Source organism: Paenibacillus popilliae ATCC 14706 (assembly GCF_000315235.1).
GTDB lineage: Bacteria > Bacillota > Bacilli > Paenibacillales > Paenibacillaceae > Paenibacillus_B > Paenibacillus_B popilliae.
Genome location: NZ_BALG01000289.1, coordinates 47,537 through 61,261 on the forward strand (window position 1 = coordinate 47,537; position 13,725 = coordinate 61,261).

The 13,725-nt window shown below is 55.6% G+C and carries 10 protein-coding genes and 3 pseudogenes; 6 read left to right on the top strand and 7 right to left on the bottom strand.

What is annotated here, in order from left to right:
- Window positions 1-103: 103 nt before the first annotated feature.
- Genes hemG through hemE form a run of 3 tightly spaced genes read right to left on the bottom strand, consistent with a single transcriptional unit; the run spans window position 104 to window position 3,660 of the window.
- Window positions 104-1,588, bottom strand: a complete 1,485-nt coding sequence (hemG, locus tag PPOP_RS16340) for a protoporphyrinogen oxidase (protein ID WP_006287745.1) — start codon at window positions 1,586-1,588, stop codon at window positions 104-106.
- 15 nt (window positions 1,589-1,603) lie between these two features.
- The gene (gene hemH / locus PPOP_RS16345; protein WP_006287746.1) at window positions 1,604-2,575 is read right to left on the bottom strand and encodes a ferrochelatase; all 972 of its coding nucleotides are present in this window, start codon (window positions 2,573-2,575) and stop codon (window positions 1,604-1,606) included.
- A 26-nt stretch (window positions 2,576-2,601) separates the two neighbouring features.
- Window positions 2,602-3,660: a uroporphyrinogen decarboxylase gene (gene hemE / locus PPOP_RS16350; protein ID WP_006287747.1), complete on the bottom strand. Its 1,059-nt coding sequence runs from the start codon at window positions 3,658-3,660 to the stop codon at window positions 2,602-2,604.
- 362 nt (window positions 3,661-4,022) lie between these two features.
- On the opposite strand from hemE, the gene PPOP_RS16355 reads away from it, so the two are divergent.
- Window positions 4,023-5,234 carry an MFS transporter gene (locus tag PPOP_RS16355; protein ID WP_006287748.1) on the top strand — a complete coding sequence of 404 codons (1,212 nt, stop codon included), beginning with the start codon at window positions 4,023-4,025 and terminating at the stop codon, window positions 5,232-5,234.
- A 43-nt stretch (window positions 5,235-5,277) separates the two neighbouring features.
- Here the strand turns inward: PPOP_RS16355 and PPOP_RS16360 are convergent, their stop codons facing one another.
- From PPOP_RS16360 to PPOP_RS16370, 3 genes are all read right to left on the bottom strand, one after another.
- Entirely contained in the window at window positions 5,278-6,621 is a 1,344-nt protein-coding gene (locus PPOP_RS16360) for a sodium-dependent transporter (protein WP_006287749.1), read from the bottom strand.
- Between the two features lie 41 nt (window positions 6,622-6,662).
- Window positions 6,663-8,009 carry a sodium-dependent transporter gene (locus tag PPOP_RS16365; protein WP_042229386.1) on the bottom strand — a complete coding sequence of 449 codons (1,347 nt, stop codon included), beginning with the start codon at window positions 8,007-8,009 and terminating at the stop codon, window positions 6,663-6,665.
- 98 nt (window positions 8,010-8,107) lie between these two features.
- Window positions 8,108-8,743, bottom strand: a complete 636-nt coding sequence (locus PPOP_RS16370) for an O-methyltransferase (RefSeq protein ID WP_042229388.1) — start codon at window positions 8,741-8,743, stop codon at window positions 8,108-8,110.
- A gap of 98 nt (window positions 8,744-8,841) precedes the next feature.
- Between PPOP_RS16370 and PPOP_RS16375 the strand changes: the two genes are divergently transcribed.
- The gene (locus tag PPOP_RS16375; protein WP_042229391.1) at window positions 8,842-10,008 is read left to right on the top strand and encodes a THUMP domain-containing class I SAM-dependent RNA methyltransferase; all 1,167 of its coding nucleotides are present in this window, start codon (window positions 8,842-8,844) and stop codon (window positions 10,006-10,008) included.
- Window positions 10,009-10,127: 119 nt separating this feature from the next.
- Complete coding sequence (locus PPOP_RS16380; RefSeq protein ID WP_006287753.1) at window positions 10,128-12,110, top strand: LTA synthase family protein; 1,983 nt, start codon at window positions 10,128-10,130, stop codon at window positions 12,108-12,110.
- Between the two features lie 72 nt (window positions 12,111-12,182).
- Here the strand turns inward: PPOP_RS16380 and PPOP_RS21000 are convergent.
- Window positions 12,183-12,415: pseudogene (locus tag PPOP_RS21000) on the bottom strand (IS30 family transposase); the annotation flags it as partial.
- A 36-nt stretch (window positions 12,416-12,451) separates the two neighbouring features.
- Between PPOP_RS21000 and PPOP_RS26340 the strand changes: the two are divergent.
- From PPOP_RS26340 to PPOP_RS16390, 3 genes and pseudogenes are all read left to right on the top strand, one after another.
- A pseudogene (locus PPOP_RS26340) lies at window positions 12,452-12,685 on the top strand (IS3 family transposase); the annotation flags it as partial.
- A gap of 17 nt (window positions 12,686-12,702) precedes the next feature.
- Window positions 12,703-13,050 (top strand): annotated as a pseudogene (locus tag PPOP_RS26345) (DDE-type integrase/transposase/recombinase); the annotation flags it as partial.
- Window positions 13,051-13,368: 318 nt separating this feature from the next.
- Window positions 13,369-13,584 carry a hypothetical protein gene (locus PPOP_RS16390; RefSeq protein ID WP_006287756.1) on the top strand — a complete coding sequence of 72 codons (216 nt, stop codon included), beginning with the start codon at window positions 13,369-13,371 and terminating at the stop codon, window positions 13,582-13,584.
- Window positions 13,585-13,725 lie beyond the last annotated feature (141 nt).

Sequence of the window (13,725 nt, forward strand, 5' to 3'; positions counted from 1 at the left end):
CCGCCCGATTTTTGCAAATATATCTCATTATAACGCGTAGCCGTGCTTCCGCGCGGCTTCTCTATTGAAATCTGTCACGTTCCCTCTGGTCCGGCATGTCCGGTTATCCCGCCGTTCCAGCAGCGGCATCTTGGGCTGGCGCCTCTACTTCCGTACTCATGGCCTGCATCGCACTAACAACCGCCGCTTCCGCCGCATCGCGGCCGCTACGGACGCAGTCAGGCATGCCGACACCTTCATACGGCTGTCCGGCCAGGAATACGCCCGGCAGCACGCGCCCAACCTCGTCCCTCAACGAGCGGATCGCTTGCACATGGCCGACCGGATACTGTGGCATCGAGTGGCGAAGGCGCGTAATCTCGACGAACTCCGGATCGATATCGAGTTCAAGCAGTTCCCGCAATTCGCTCTGCACCGTGCGCTTGAGCGCCTCATCCGGCCAATCCACCCGCTCCTCGTCACCGGCCCGGCCTATGTAGCAGCGGATGATCAGCTTGTCTCCGCGGCTCGTATGCGGCCACTTCACCGAGGTCCACGTGCAGGCGGTAATCGCCCGGCCTTCCCGGCGCGAGATGACGAACCCTGTACCGTCGAACGTATTCGTCACCTGCTTGCGGTCGAATACGCTGACGACGTTCGCGACCGACACATGACGGATTGCCTTCAAGGCGCTCGCGTCGACATGCTCCTCAAGCAAGGAAGCCGCATGATAGGATGGTATCGTTATGATGACCTCATCCGCCTCCAGGCTGCTCCCATCGCACAGGCGGACCAGATACGTTCCGTCCTCCCGCTTCTCCAGTCCTTCCGCGCCGATGCCGAGTCGCAATTCGGCCCGGTCCCGCAGCGTCTCCTCCAGCCGTTCGACAAGCGAGGTCAAGCCGTTGCGGAAGGTCAGGAACATCGTTCCTTTGGCGACATCCGGCAGTCCCGGAACCGACTGGCCCGCTTGGCGGCTCGCTTTCATTCCGCGTATCAGGCCGCCGTGCTTCCGCTCCACCTGCGCGAATTGCGGGAAGGTGGCCTGCAGGCTCAGCGCCTGCAAATCTCCGGCATAAATGCCGGCAAGCAGCGGCTCGGCAATACGCTCCGTCACTTCCCGTCCGAGACGTCTATCCAGGAACGCGCCGACAGATTCATCCTCATCCGACGAACGCGGATTGATGAACAGATCCATAGCCGCGCGAAGCTTCCCCCACGGAGTGATGAGTCCGGTCTTCGCGAACGGCCCCAGCTCCGTCGGAATGCCCAGCACGAGGCCGGGCGGCATCCGGTACAGCTTGCCCTGGCGCAATATATATGTTTTTTGGGCATGCGGATTCGTTGCGACCAATTCGGATTCCATTCCGAGGTCGCACGCCAAATCGATCATCGGCAGCTTTCGGGCAAGGAAGGAGTCCGGGCCTTTTTCAAGGATACACCCTTCCTTGCACAGCGTCTGAATCTTCCCGCCGAGACGGTGTGATTGCTCTATGATGGCAACGGAGATGGGCTGCCCCTCTTCCTCCGCCCGCTTCAGCGCATAGAACGCCGCGCTCAATCCCGTAATTCCTCCACCGATAATGACAAGTTTCCGCAGAGCATTCATGTTGTGACCTTCTTTCTAGTTACTCTCTTCCGACATTGCCTTCATTGTAACATCGGCCAATGTCGCCATATACTTCGGATCATCGTTCAGCATGCGAATCCGCTTGAAGCGGATGCCCAGACGCTCGGCTTCCTGAACCGCCTCGATATCGAGATCATATAGCACTTCCAGATGGTCGGATACGAAGCCGATCGGCGCCGACAGCACCCAGCGGATGCCTTCCTGCTGAACCGCGGCGAGCGTGTCCAGAATATCCGGCCCCAACCAAGACGTTGCCGTTCGGCCTGCGCTTTGCCAAGTGATTCTCCACTGCCCCTCCGTCCGTCCACAGCGCTCGGCAATCGCGGCCGCTGTCGCGTTCAATTCATCCACGTACGGATCATTCATCTCCAGGATACGTGCAGGCAAGCTGTGGGCGCTGAACAGCACTTGGATCTCCTCCCGCTTCGCCCCTTCGGCGACGAAAGCGTCCAGTTGCTCATTCACCCGTTCGGTCCACGCATCCAGCAGCTCAGGATGAAGATGATAGCTGTTGACGCAGCGAAGCTCGATCCCGTGCTTCGCCGCCGCTTCCTTCGCCCGCGCATTATAGTCGCCGACGCTGATCACGGAATAATGCGGCGCTAGTACGACGGACACGGCTTCCTTCATGCCATCCCCGGCCATCGTGGCGACGCCGTCCTCGATATACGGCTGCGCATGCTTCAAGCCCTGATAGCACACATACTGAACTTCCGTGCCTTCGGTACGGCGGTTCAGCGTCTCCTGCAGCGCTTCAACTTGGCGGTTCGTATGCTCCCGCAGCGGGAACACGCCTCCGACAATCGCCTTATACCGGTCTGTCAGCTTCTTCACCTGCTCCCCGGTAGGCGGATTGCCCCGCCGGATATGCGTGTAATAAGACTCGATTTCTTCGAGGCTGCGGGGAGTTCCGTAGGACATCACCAGCACACCGATTTTACGCTTGGACACTTGCTGTTCCTCCATTCGGTCTCGTTGCCACATTCTGTTTCTTATTTCTTCGCCAGTTCCTTCGCCAGCAATTGGCTGGAATATTCATGTACGAACTCGGTCAGCCGCTGTAATTTGTCCAGCGAGGCTTCTGGGAACAGCCCGTGACCGAGATTGAAAATGTATCCCGGCTCCTGAATTCCCTGCTCCACGATGTGGGCGGCTTCCCGTTCGATCACGCTGAGCGGCCCTGTCAACACATAAGGGTCCAGATTGCCTTGCACGGCGAAGCGGCCGTTCAGCCGGCGGCGTCCTTCCGTTACGGACACCCGCCAATCCAAGCCAATCACATCCGCCTTCAGCTCGCGGAGGGTCGGAAGCAATTCGCCGGAGCTAACGCCGGGGAAATATATTTTCGGAACGTCCAACGCGGACAGTTCCGCAAAAATGCGCGTCATCGTCGGCAGCACGTATCGCTCGAAATCTCGTGGAGACAAGGAGCCGACCCAGCTGTCGAACAATTGGAACGCTTTGGCCCCGCTCGCCACCTGGGAACGCACATAGGCGATGACCATATCTCCCAGCTTGTCCATCAAGGCATGCCATACGTCCGGAGTCTCATACATCATCATCTTCGTAAGGATATAATTTTTAGAAGGCCGGCCTTCGATCAAATAGCTTGCAATCGTGAACGGGGAGCCCGCGAACGTGATGAGCGGAACCTTCAGCTCCGCGTCAAGAATGCGGATCGTCTCCAGAATATGGCCCAGATCGCCTTCCGGATCGACCGGCGTCAGGCGCTCGACATCAGCCGCGCTTCGTATCGGATTGTGAATGACTGGCCCCACATTGGCCACGATATCGAACGCGATGCCCATCGAAGCGACCGGATTCATAATATCGGAATAGAGAATCGCCGCATCCACGCCTAGCTTGCGGACGGGCATCATCGTAACTTCGGCAGCCAGCTCCGGCTGACGGCATATTTCTAGCAGACTGTATTTTTCTTTTATCTTGCGATAGTCGGGATCATAACGCCCGGCCTGCCGCATATACCATACCGGCACGAAGTCTACTTGTTCCTGTCGACACGCTTTCAGAAAACGATCATTATAAGTCATTATAAGTCATTCCTTTACCCCGCTTTGACGGTATTGTGTTTATAGACTAATCGTCCGTTTTGGACACGCACTTTTTTATAGCTGACGCTTCCATTATCCCCCTTTTCTCTGCTTCTCACAACCTCGCCGTTCCGGTTAGCTATGACAATCTGTTGACAAAAAACGTTCGCATCGAATGGCTTTTCGACAAATTGTCAACATAAAAAGATGAAATGACCAGAAATTCCATAACCTATCCTGGTAAGCTATCAAGTGCATCCACACCCCCGGTTTCATATGATAATTGATATATATATGTATGGTATAATAAAACTCGTTGCTGATCTATTGTACGGACCGTGACAGAAAGTGGTGAACATCTTATGCAGCAATGGAAACTAAATCTGATCATCCTCTGGCTCGGATCATTTCTGGTCATGTCGGGCATGACCATGGTTACGCCATTCTTGGCGCTGTATTTACAGCATGAAATCGGAATGAGCGATCCGCATCAAATTGCAGTCTGGACGGGACTTATCTTTGCAGCGAATTTTTTGACCTCATTTATTTTTCAGCCGATCTGGGGCAAGTTCTCCGATAAGTACGGCCGCAAAGTCATGATTATCCGTTCCGGCTTAGGTATGGCCATCGTGACGGTGCTTATGGGCTTCGCGCAGACGCCGATGCATTTGCTGCTGCTTCGATTGCTGAATGGTACGATCTCCGGCTTCAATCCGGCCGCGGTCGCGCTTGTATCTTCGACAACGCCGCGGGAGAAGACCGGCTTCGCGATGGGAATCCTGCAATCCGGCGTCGTCGCCGGCACCATTTTCGGGCCGCTTATCGGCGGGATACTGGCGGACTGGGTCGGCTACCGGCCGATTTTCTATCTTACCGGAACACTGCTGTTCCTGGCCACGATGCTGACGCTGTTCATGGTGAAGGAATCGTTCGACCGCGAAAAAGCGGCGAAAGAGCCGCAAATCTCGGTTCTCGCCGGCTTCAAACAGTTGTCTGGCATTCCACAGTTGCTGTCTCTGTTCGCGGTAACCTTCCTGCTGCAATTCGCCATGCTGAGCCCAATGTCGCTGCTGCCGCTATATGTTCAGGACCTTCATGGCTCGGCACAAAATCTGGCCTTTCTCGCCGGACTCGTTAGCGCGGTCACCGGCCTGTCCAACATGATATGCTCTCCGATACTCGGGAAAATAAGCGATAAATACGGCTCCCACCGGATATTAACCGTATGTCTGATAGGCGCTGCGCTAACCCTGATTCCGCAGGCCTTCGTCGGCACGGTATGGCATCTGCTCATCGTCCGCTTCCTGCTCGGTATATTTATGGGCGGCCTGCTTCCATCCGTCAATGCGCTGATACGGAAATATACGCCGGACGGCATGGAGAGCCGCGCCTATAGCTTCAATACGAGTACGCTTGCGCTCGGCAATATGATCGGTCCCGTATTTGGCGGAGCAATGTCCGGACTTATCGGCATTCAAGGCATTTTTATCATTTCCGGCATGTTACTGCTCGTGAACACGGCATGGGCCCGTTACTCCTTGTATGGAAGAAGAACGAGTCATCGACATCCGTAATGCCTTCAGCGGGCCATGTCGCCTTGCTTCCCCTACCGGCATCTTACAGCCGCAACAGGCCGAGCACGTGAAGGAATACGATGGCGATGACAACCGGAATGACGTAGCGCAGCAATATGATATAAAGTGCCAGGCTTTTGCGCCACCAAGACGCCTCAGTCGCGAATTCCTCGTACAGCCGCTGCCGCGGAAAACGGTAGCCGACGAACAAGGCGATGAGCAGCGCCCCGACGGGCATAAGCACATTCGTCACGGCGAAGTCAGCCGCGTCGAACAGAGACAAGCCGAAGATGCGCGCATCCGACCAGACGCCGAACGACAAGGCGGACGGGATGCCGACGATGAAGATAAGGATGCCGAACAGCCAGCTCATCCGGGAGCGCTGTTGGTCGTTGTGGGACAATTCCGAGACCAGAATCTCCAGCATGGAGAAGGCCGACGTTAAGGCGGCGAACAGGAATAACGCTAAAAATAACACGATGAAAAGGCCGCCGAACGGCAGCTTTTCAAACAAGGCCGGCAAGGTGCCGAACAGCAGCCCCGGGCCTTCCTGTGGCTTCATGCCCAGCGCAAAAATGGCCGGGAAGATCGCAAGCCCCGCCATCAGCGAGGTCAGGACGTTCAGGCCGACGACCGAGACCGAAGATTTGAGCAGCGATTCCTGGCGGCTCAAGTAGGAGCTGTAGGTTACCATGACGGATACCCCGACACTGAGACAGAAGAATGACTGCCCTAACGCATTCAGCACAGCCTGTCCCGTCAGCTTGCTGAAATCAGGCTGAAGAAAATAACGAACGCCTTCCCCCATCCCGGGAAGGGTCAGGGAACGAATAATCAGTACAAGGAATAAGACGAACAGGCCCGGCATCAAGATGCGGCTTGCCCGTTCAATTCCTCCCTTGATTCCGCGCGCGACCACCGTGATGGTAATCAGCAAGAATACGAATTGCGCTGTGACCGCATACCATGGATTGGCTACCGTCTCTGCGAACAGCACGTCGTAATCCCAGCCGCTCGCGAGCAGGCCACCCGTAATGCCGCGCCCAACATAGAGCACGATCCAGCCGCCGACGACGCTGTAGTAGGACAACAGCAGAAAGCAGGTTCCCATGCCCAAGTATCCGATCCAGTGCCATTTCGAACGCGGCGCAAGCTCCCGGTAAGCGGATACGGCTCCCCGACCGGTGCTGCGCCCGATGGCGAACTCCGCCAGGAGCAGAGGCAGTCCGATGCCCAGCGTAAATAGTAGAAAAATAATAAAAAATGCGCCCCCGCCGCTCGTCGCGACGACATTGGGGAATTTCCAAATCGCCCCCAGCCCGATCGCCGATCCGGCTGACGCTAGTATAAATCCGAGTTTTGAAGTCCACTGCTCTCGAGTCGTCATGACTGCCTCCCGTTATCCATTTGTGTGTGCATACCGCCCATTTACACCGGCAGCCAGTTCATCCCGTGCAAAAACACGAAAAGGACGATAAGCGGCAATAAGTAGCGGAGCATGAAGACGTACACAGCCAATCCCTTCTGCCAGCGGCTGCCGAGCATGTCCCATTCCTCCTGTAGGCGCCGCCGCGGATACCGGAAGCCGACGAATAACGAGATCAGCAGCACGCCAAGCGGAAGCATGACGTTGGTTACCGCGAAGTCGGCCCAATCGAATAGATTGCGCCCCAGCCATTGCAGATGGCTGCCCACACCGAAGGAAAGAGCCGATGGAACGCCCAGGGCGAAAATAACGCCGCCGAGCAGCCAGCACATGCGCGCCCGTTGCTCCGCCTTGTCCCGGGTGAATGCAGCCACGACGATTTCCAACAGGGAGAACGCCGATGTCAGCGTCGCGAATAAGAAAAGCGCCAGGAACAGCACGATGAACAGGCTGCCGAATGGAAGCTGATCGAAGACGGCCGGAAGCGTAATGAACAGCAGCCCGGCCCCTTCCTGCGGCTTCATGCCGAGCGCGAACGAAGCGGGGAAAATCGCGATGCCCGCCATGAACGAGGTCAGCACGTTCAAGCCGACGACAGACAGGGCCGGCTTCCCGATAGGCTCCCCCTTGTTCAGATAGGAGCTGTACGTCACCATACAGGAGCCGCCCACACTCAGGCAGAAGAAGGATTGTCCGAGCGCGTGCAGGAGCGCTTGCGGCGTCAGTTGGCCGAAATCCGGCTTCAGGAAATAGACAAGTCCTTCGCTCATCCCAGGCAAAGTGAGCGATCGCACGATCAGGACGAGGAACAGAATGAACAAGCCGGGCATCATAATACGGCTTGCCTTCTCAATGCCCTGCTTCACTCCCCGGGCCACGATAACGATCGTGATAAGCAGGAACAGCGCTTGTGCCAGCACAGCCGCCCAAGGATTGGCGGCAGTCGATTCGAAGATCTCTCCGTAGTTGCGTCCATTCTGCAACAGCGAACCGCTCAGGCCCTTGAGGAAATAGAGCACAATCCACCCGCCGACCACGCTGTAAAAAGACAGCAGCAAGGAGCACGTCGCCATGCCCAAATAGCCGACGCCGTGCCACTTGCTCCCCGGCGCCAACTCACGGTAGGCGGATACCGCTTCCTTGCCCGTATTGCGGCCGATCATAAATTCGGCCAGCAGCAGTGGCAGGCCGATGCCGAAGGTGAAGATAATAAATACAAGAAAAAAAGCGCCGCCACCGCTGGTAGCGACGACATTCGGGAATTTCCAAATCGCTCCAAGCCCGATGGCCGATCCGGCCGAGGCGAGCACGAAGCCGAGTCTCGAAGTCCATTGTTCTTGCTGTGTCATCTGTTCTGATCCATCCTTCTCTATCAATTGCTGTCATCCATTATAGCATATCTCCGGAATCATGCCCCTGCTTCCACATCATTAGTAAGCTGGCCATCTTATTTCACGATAGCAAGCGCCAGTCCATCATAGGCCGGAAGCAACGTGCTGAGCAATCGTTCATCCTGCGCGATCGCGGCATTGAAGGCGCGCATCGCCTGAACGGATGGACCCTGCTTGTCCGGATTGAGCGTTCTGCCGCGGAGCATGAGATTGTCTCCTGCGATTACGGCCCCCGGTCTCGCCAGCCGGATTGCGTATTCGAGATAGTGCAAGTAATTTTCCTTGTCCGCATCGATAAAGAACAGATCATAGCGGGCCCCTTCCCGCTCCAGTTCCGCAAGGGAATGAAGCGCTTCTCCCACTCTATATTCCACCTGCTCGCCGAAGCCCGCTTCGGTGAGATTGCGCTTCGCTAGATCGGCATAGTCTTGACGCAGCTCGAGTGAGACAAGCCGCCCTCCTGGTTCCAGCCCCCGCAATATGCAATAGCCGCTATAGCCGCCCAGCGCGCCGATCTCTAGCGCATCCTGCGCATGCGCCAGGCGGGCCAGTACCGTCAACAGGCGTCCATACCCTGCCGGCACGGAAATGTCCGGCATGCCTTGAGCATGGATGCGCTCCTTGATTCGATCCACAGCCGGATCCGCCGGATATAATTGGTCCAAATAGGATTCTATAGCTTCCCTCAACATTTTCCACCCTCCTTGCATTTTATGATATGATGAATGCCATACAAGTACAAGTCAGACAAGTAAAACGGAGTACAAGTAGAACGGAGTGTGGTTATCGAATGAACCGACCTTGGACGTTAATCGCAACCGCCCCGATGGGCCTGGAGGCTGTCGTCGCTCGTGAATTGAAGCTGCTAGGATATGAGGACACGCGGGTGGAGAACGGCCGCGTGCTGTTCTCCGGAGGGCCTATCGACGTATGCCGGGCCAATCTGTGGCTCCGTACTGCAGATCGGGTGCTCGTCAAGATGGGCGAGTTCCGCGCGCGAACCTTCGAGGAACTGTTCGAGGGCACCAAAGCCATCCCATGGCCGGACTGGATCCCGATTCACGGCGAATTTCCGGTTGACGGGCGTTCTCATAAATCCCAGCTTTCCAGTGTCCCTGCCTGTCAGGGCATCGTGAAAAAGGCGGTCGTGGAGCGGATGAAGCAGCGGTACCATACGGACTGGTTCGAAGAGACTGATCCGCTGTATCGGATCGAGGTCTCCCTGCTGAACGACTTGGCGACGATTACGCTGGACACGACCGGTCCCAGCTTACATAAGCGCGGCTACCGCAAGCTGACCGGAGCCGCGCCGCTCAAAGAGACGATGGCGGCCGCCATCATTTTACTGAGCCGGTGGAATCCGCAGCGGCCGCTCTATGATCCGTACTGCGGATCGGGAACCTTGCTGATCGAGGCGGCGATGATCGGCTGGAATGTCGCTCCCGGACTCCGACGCTCGTTCTCTGCGGAAGCATGGGGCATCGTCGGCGAACAGGCATGGGTACAAGCGCGTGAGGAAGCGTTCGATGCCGTCCACGACGACACGGAGCTCCGGTTGAGCGGATCGGATATCGATCCGGAATCGATTCGCCTCGCGCAGGCGGCAGCGAAGAGCGCCGGCTTCGCCCGCGAGATCGAGTTCCGCATCTGCCCGGCCAATCAAGCGAAGCCGCATGGAGATTACGGCTGCCTCATTACAAACCCGCCATATGGCGAACGGTTGAACGAGAAGGATGAAGTCGAGCGGATGGTGAGAGACCTTGGCTTTATGGCGAAGACGCTGCCGACCTGGTCGTTCTTCGCAATCAGTCCGAGCCGCCAGTTCGAGCATTACTTCGGCCGCCCGGCGGACAAGCGCCGCAAGCTGTTCAACGGCAATATCGAATGCCAGCTCTATCAATATTTGGGTCCGCTTCCGCCGCGCAGCACAGCGCCGGCCTCGCCTTCCGAATCATAATCACGCTCGATCGGACACCGTCTGCCCTTGCTCGGCAGACGGTGTTTTTTCATGTAACATTTTATATGAAAATCTGATAAGATGGGAGGTACGATTACAAGTCAAGGAAGGGACATGCAATGAATCCAATTCGTCAATCCCTGCCCGATGTCGTTGGCAGGAAAAGATCGGCAGCCACCCTCTTCGGATGGCTCAGCTTCATCTTCTTTCTCACGGCCATGATGGGGAAGCTGATCTATTTCAATCGCACGCTGGCGATTCCGAATATGGCCATGGAATGGGACGACTATCTGGTCGCCCTGGGAGCGCTGCTCATTGCCGGCAGTTGGACGTTCTGGGCGAAGGAACGATGGCGCCCTCTGCTCCTGCTGCTGCTTAACTTTGCGCTGACGCTGCTCATTTTTGCCGATTTGATCTATTTCCGCTATTTTCAGGACTTCATTACGATTCCCGTCCTGCTCCAGGCCACCCAGGTCAGCTCACTCGGCGAGAGCATCGCATCGCTTATTTACGGCAAGGATGTGCGGCTGTTCCTCGATTGGCTCGTCCTGATTCCGCTTACGATCGGGTATGTCCGCCTTCGATCCCGGGAATACCGCTTCCAGCACGTCAAGTTGTCCGGACAGCGAAACCGGGGATGCTTGCTGCAACGGATAGCGGCAGGCCTGCTTGCCATCGTCGTCGGCACTGTGCTGATTACCGTACCGGTGAACAGGGCAACCAGCACATGGGCGAAAGGGCTGTTCAGCTCGGTCTGGTGGAGCGCCTCTGTCTATAATATTACAGGTTTGCTAGGCTTTCACGGCTATGATGCGTATCGGTACGTGAAGGAACAGATGAGGGGAGAAGCCTCCCTCTCGGAAGCCGAGATCAAAGACGTGGAAGCGTGGTTCGCCACCCATCGCCCCGACCGGCAGGGCCCTGCGTCTTCGTTCGGGCGCTATGCCGGCAGCAATGTCATCATTGTGCAAGCTGAGGCGTTCGAAAATTTCGTCATCGGCGCCAAGGTGAACGGCCAGGAGATTACGCCGAACCTGAATGCGCTTCGCGAAGACAGTCTCTATTTCACGCGGTTCTTCCATCAGACGGGTCAAGGCCGCACCTCCGATGCCGATTTCGGGGTGAACGCTGGGCTTCATCCGCTGCCATCCGGATCCGTCTTTATCCGCTACCCGGGCCAGACCTACGACACGCTGCCGGCCATGCTCCGTGCGGAAGGATATCGCACCGGGGCGTTCCATGCTTATGACGCCGGGTTCTGGAACCGTTATATTATGTATCAAAATATGGGCTACGACTTTTTCATGAACAAAAAAGACTATGACCTCGATGAACCTGTCGGGTGGTCGGTCGGGGACAAATCCTTCTTTCGCCAATCGGTTGAACGTATGTCTACCGAGCCGCAGCCGTTCTACAGCTTCTTAATCACACTGGCAAGCCATCATCCGTACAAGCTGCCGGCATCCGTGCAGAAGCTCGATGTCGGCCCGTACAAGGACACGATATTCGGCGATTATTTGCAATCGATGCATTACGTTGACGAAGCGGTCGGGGAAATGATTGCCGATCTGAAGCAGCGCGGGCTGTGGGACAACACAATCTGGGTGTTCTACGGAGATCATGACAACTCGATCGGGGAGACGGAGCCTCTCTCCTGGCTGCTCAGCCATTCGGTCAGCGAGCTAGACATGCTGGAAATGAAGAATCAGGTCCCGCTCTTCATCCATCTCCCTGACGGGGCGCAGTCCGGGATATATGATACGGTTGCGGGCCAATTGGATGTCGCCCCGACGCTGCTCCACTGGCTCGGAATCGATGCGGCTGACGCCTATATGATGGGCCATAATCTGCTGCTGCCGGAGCGGCGGCTCGTCGTGCTGCGGAACGGCTCGTACACGGACGGAAGCATTTTCTATGTCCCATCGGCCGACGGACTGTTCGAGCACGGCACCTGCTTCGATTACGCGTCGCGAGAGCAGACGGACGTCGCCCGCTGTCAGCCGTACGAGGCCGAAGCGAAGCGCCGCTTGACCGTCTCGGATCACGTGATTGCGCATAATCTGATCAAGCGGTTTCGCCAATCTTCTCCTTCGGAACCGTGATCATGACAACCGCTGTCCCTGTTGACAGCGGTTGTCTGCACTTCTCCCTGGTACCCGCCATCCGTGCGTCTGCCGCTCCATGATCTGCTCAGGAGACCAGGTGGCCTGAAGCTTCTCTTCGATGACCATGGCCAGCTCCGGTGTCCACTTTCCTGCGGGAATGGAGGCCTGACGACGCTGGACATCGCTCTCCTGAGATGGCCCCGCACGGTGAGTCTCTTGGGCGGCGTTTCGGCGCAGTTCCCGGCTAATGGTGGCATGTCCTTGGCGATGGCTCGGGCACTTTTCCCTTGCTGATGGAGGATTTCTAGCTTGCTTCACCAGCAGAGTTTAAAAAGCAAATGGTGCAACTCTACGAAAACGGAAAATCCCGAGCAGACATTGTGGAGATATTTGACCTCACCGCATCGGCTTTGGATCGCTGGATGAAACAAGCCCAAACCACAGGCTCTTTCTCCGAAAAGGACAATCGCTCTCCGGAAGAGAATGAACTGATCGCCTTACGGAAAGAGAACCAGCGCCTCAAAATGGAGAACGATATTTTAAAGCAAGCCGCTCTGATCAGGGGACGAAAGTAGCTATCATCCAGAACAACCGGTGGCATTACATATGCGTGCTAGTCGATATGTTTCATCGAGAGATCATCGGCCATAGTGTGGGTCCCCATAAGGATGCCGCCCTGATTTCTCGCGCTTTTGCGACGGTCAAAGGCGATTTGCGCCAAATTCAGTGATTTCACACCGACCGGGGCAGCGAGTTTCCAAATCAGAAAATGGATGAGTTCTTGAAGACTTTTGAAATCGGCCGATCACTCCGTATGAAAGGTTGTCCGTATGACAACGCCGTGGCAAAAGCGACCTTTAAGATTATCAAAACCGAATTCGTGAATCAGATGAACTTCCAGAGCCTTATTCACCTTGAACTGGAGTTGTACGATTACTCCTGTCCACTATCGAAATCTAGCCCTTAAAAAAGTTGTTTGATTTACTGTTGACAATCCACAATGCTCCTGGACAGGTGGCGGTTCTTGGCCATTCCCTACACATTCAGATCTTTCCAAAGCGATCAGTCCGTAGCTGACGCGAAACTTTGTGTGCGTGATCTTTTCGCTGATTTGCGACCTTCTCATGAAGTCGAGCTTGACGATTACACCCCTGCTTCAAGCCAAAAACTAGTTGATTTCAATATTTTTACATGGTAAAATAATTCCAGATAGAGTTTATAGACACAGAATAAATAGGAAAAGAGGTGAATAAGAATGAAATTCAAAAAGGTAGTTGCCTTGGCTTCCATAGTTGCTTCTATGACGGTTATGTCGCAATCTGCGTTTGCTAATGACGTATATAGATGTCACGACGATTATTCTGGATGTATAGCCGATAAAGGTAACACTGGCACTGGAAGTGTCAAGGCGGAGTATTATGAAAGAGGTACAGGTAGACTTACAGGGATTGCAAAAGTATATCGCGATTAAAAATTGTATGCAGAAGGACATCTGAGAGCTATTAAGTACGTACTTAATCAGGCCTGTTGATTAACCAAATTACCCCATATCAAAATAATCGGGATTCTCTTAATAGAATACAATGAATCCGTAACTGCCACTCAACGGGAA